5 protein-coding genes and 1 pseudogene are annotated in these 3,316 nt (G+C 60.9%); 4 read left to right on the top strand and 2 right to left on the bottom strand.

Translation table 11 applies throughout. From position 1 onward, the window contains the following. Positions 1-200, bottom strand: a pseudogene (locus tag ACQKDV_RS18890) (IS5/IS1182 family transposase); the annotation flags it as partial. Between ACQKDV_RS18890 and ACQKDV_RS18885 the strand changes: the two are divergent. From ACQKDV_RS18885 to ACQKDV_RS18870, 4 genes are all read left to right on the top strand, one after another. Then, positions 123-584: a hypothetical protein gene (locus ACQKDV_RS18885; RefSeq protein ID WP_427785774.1), complete on the top strand. Its 462-nt coding sequence runs from the start codon at positions 123-125 to the stop codon at positions 582-584. The pseudogene ACQKDV_RS18890 and the gene ACQKDV_RS18885 overlap by 78 nt on opposite strands. Then, entirely contained in the window at positions 584-1,594 is a 1,011-nt protein-coding gene (locus ACQKDV_RS18880) for a phage portal protein (protein WP_427785773.1), read from the top strand. The genes ACQKDV_RS18885 and ACQKDV_RS18880 overlap by 1 nt, the downstream gene beginning before the upstream one ends. Positions 1,595-1,719: 125 nt before the next feature. Continuing rightward, positions 1,720-1,998, top strand: coding sequence for a type II toxin-antitoxin system RelE/ParE family toxin (locus ACQKDV_RS18875; protein ID WP_427785772.1), 279 nt, complete (start codon positions 1,720-1,722; stop codon positions 1,996-1,998). 178 nt (positions 1,999-2,176) lie between these two features. Next, positions 2,177-2,491: a HigA family addiction module antitoxin gene (locus tag ACQKDV_RS18870; RefSeq protein ID WP_427785771.1), complete on the top strand. Its 315-nt coding sequence runs from the start codon at positions 2,177-2,179 to the stop codon at positions 2,489-2,491. A gap of 104 nt (positions 2,492-2,595) precedes the next feature. Here ACQKDV_RS18870 and ACQKDV_RS18865 read toward each other — a convergent pair whose 3' ends face one another. Beyond that, complete coding sequence (locus ACQKDV_RS18865; protein WP_427785770.1) at positions 2,596-3,033, bottom strand: hypothetical protein; 438 nt, start codon at positions 3,031-3,033, stop codon at positions 2,596-2,598. Between the last annotated feature and the right edge of the window lie 283 nt (positions 3,034-3,316).

Genomic DNA, 3,316 nt, shown 5'->3' with positions numbered 1-3,316 from the left:
AGCTTGGCCCAACCAAAGCCCTGTTCGATCAACTTCCGCTTCATCTGCGAGATCGCGTAGCCATCGCTTGCAGCCACATCATCGGGAACCGCCGAGCGGCGGTTGCTGGTGTTCTGCGCGATGTGCGGGGCTACTGCGATCTCCTGCAACGCCTCCACGAACTCGGCTGCGTCGTAGCCCTTGTCCGCGCCCAGCGTCAGCGCACCACCCTGCGGTATTGGGTGACCTATATCGGCATCGACGCAACCGGCATGGGCACCGGCGTGGCCCAGCTGGTGCGCCAGTTCTTCCCCGGCGTGACGATCTTCAACTACTCCCCCGAGGTGAAGACCCGGCTGGTGCTGAAGGCGTTCGATGTCATCAAGAACGAGCGACTGGAATACGACACGGGTTGGACCGACCTCACGCAGTCGCTGTTGGCGATCCAAAAGACCATTACCCCGAGCGGGCGCCAGGTCACCTATACGGCCGGCCGCTCGCGCACCACAGGCCACGCCGATCTGGCGTGGGCGCTTATGCACGCACTGCAGAATGAACCGCTGGAAGGCGGCACCGCTGCACGCGGCTCCATGGAGATTTTCTGATGACTGACTCTGACCAGGGCGCCACCATGACCGCACCTGCCGGCGTTGAGGCGTTCACCTTCGGCGACCCCACACCGGTGCTGGACTCGCGCGGAATCCTCGACTACCTCGAATGCTGGCGCAACGGGCGCTACTTCGAGCCGCCGGTGGATTTGCATGGGCTGTCCCGCACCACTCGGGCCAATCCGTATCTGCACAGCGGGCTGACGTTCAAGCGCAACATGCTGGTGAGCACGTTCAAGCCGCACAAGCTGCTGAGCCGTGAGGCGTTCGCACAGCTGGCGTTGGACTACATCACCTTCGGCATGGCCTATGTCGAGCGCCGCCGCGCTATGTCCGGTGTCAATCACTCCCTGGCGGTGCCGTTGGCCAAGTACGTGCGCCGAGGCGTGGAACCGGGCGAGTTCTTCCAGATCCGCGCCGGCAAGATCGAGCATGAGTTTGCTCGCGGCGATGTGTTCCAGCTCCGAGAGGCAGATGTTGACCAGGAAATTTACGGGCTGCCGGAATGGATGCCCGCTGTTCAGTCGGCCCTGCTGAACGAATCGGCGACGCTGTTTCGCCGGAAGTATTACAACAACGGCTCGCATGCCGGGTTCATCCTGTACCTGACCGACTCCCTGACCGAGAAGGACGATGTGGACGGCATCCGAAATGCGCTGCGCGAGTCTCGCGGGCCGGGCAATTTCCGCAACCTGTTCCTGCACTCGCCGGGCGGCAGCAAGGATGGTCTGAAGCTGATTCCCGTCAGCGAGGTTGCGGCGAAGGATGAATTCACCGGCATCAAGAGCGTGACCCGTGACGACATGCTGGCCTCCCTACGCACACCGCCCCAGCTACTGGGCATCGTGCCGCAGAACAGCGGCGGGTTCGGCTCGATCCGCGAGGCGGCGACCGTGTGGACTGCGATGGAACTGTCCCCCCTGCAGACGCGGCTGACCGCGCTCAACGAATGGCTGGGGGATGAGGTGATCCGGTTCAACCCCTTCGAGCTGGGCGCTGCAGCTTAGGGGCTGGCAGGTCGCCCCCATTTGGGGGCCTCCGCCCGGCATGGGGCTTGGGCGTCAAGGGGAGGGCTTGCAATGTACCGTGTATCGGTATACGATACGCCTGTCGCTACGAAAAGGAGGCGCCGGTGATAAAAACGTATGGGCATAAAGATACCGAACGAATAGCCAGCGGTAAGACGGTTAAGAAGCTGGCGGGTATCGAGAGGCAGATTCAGATAAAACTGGTGTATCTGAATGCTGCGGTGGCGTTACAAGATTTGAAGTCACCGCCCGGCAACCGATTGGAAGCCCTGAAAGGCGACCGAGCTGGGCAGCACAGCATCCGCATCAACGATCAGTACCGCATCTGTTTCAAATGGAAGGATGGTGACGCCTACGATGTAGAAGTCACCGATTACCACTAAGGAGAGGGAGCGCCGGGTAACACCGGCGCGGGCCTCCAAGTAAGACCCTCAGTCCGCCATCACGTAGATTTCCATTTAAGAATTGAATTTCAGCTTCATACAATTGGAACATTCCGTAAGCATTCACACTCAAATAGGAGGCGCCGCGCACGCAACGTGCGGCGAAACTATCAAGTCCATGACACGCGCCAACGCGAAAATCGCCACCGCGCTCCCCGCAATTCATCCGGGAGAGATCCTGTCCGTCGAATTTCTAGCCCCGCTGGGCATGTCCGCCCGCGCTCTGGCCCATGAAATTAACGTTACCCCGGCCCGCGTTTCCGACATCATCGCAGGCCGTCGCGGCGTAACTGCCGATACCGCTCTGCGCCTTGGGCGCTACTTTGGTACCTCGGCCCAGGTGTGGCTTAACCTGCAGTCCAACTACGACCTGGTGACGACCAGTGCGGAGTTGGCCGACGCCATTGACGAAATCAGCCCTCGGGCCGCATAAGCCCGTACCTTGGTAGAAGGAAGGCTACCTTCCTTGCCCTCTGTAGCGACCAAAGCCCCTGCCTCACGGCGGGGGCTTTTTGTTGCGCGGCTGTTGCCCGCATTTCACTGTGCACTAGCCGCCTCCGGGCGGCTTTCGTTTGCCTGGTCGGCCTCCGGCAACTCGGGCCTGAGAACCATGAGTTCGTCCTGTAGCGCTTCCAGCCTCGCAATGTGAAGGTCATAGCTCCCTTCGGGTAGGTAGACCACCGCTTCCAATGCACGTGCAGCGTGGAGCAGCGAGTAGGTGGCGAGAGAGAGGACGAGGAACAACACGTCGTAGTCTACGGGCGCGCGAAGGATCATCCCGCGCTCGCCTTGGTGCCGAAGCGCCAACGCAGTCAGATCGCTGTGGGTGAAGCTGCATAGCATCGTGTACGGCCCAATCAGTTCCGGTAGCCCTGCTGCGATGAAGTGATCGGCCTGGGAAGGCTTACCCTTGCGGAACTCTTCATGCAAAGGCTGATAGCGCGTCAGGCACTCAGCCAAGCGCGCCTCCAGCATCGAATCCGTTGCGTCCGATGGCCCCGGATGACTCAGGTGCTGAAAATCCACGACTCAGCGAGGATTGATCAGAGCACCCTGGTGCGGTTGCTGGTGGGCCATTAAAATTTTCCCTGACCACGCTCCGCCCACCGCATTCATCGCACTACTCAGCCTGCCGCCCGCGAGGCCAGTCGCCGGAACTCATCCATCTGCGTCTGTTCGTTGAACCATGCTTTCGGGAAAACCTAGCAGGCTGCTGAAATACCAGTCGCCACGCGAGGCGCCACAGTCAACATTTTCC

The sequence above is a fragment of the Stenotrophomonas sp. NPDC077659 genome (assembly GCF_050268705.1).
In the GTDB taxonomy this organism is placed as follows: domain Bacteria; phylum Pseudomonadota; class Gammaproteobacteria; order Xanthomonadales; family Xanthomonadaceae; genus Stenotrophomonas.
This window is presented reverse-complemented; position numbering and strand designations above follow the sequence as displayed.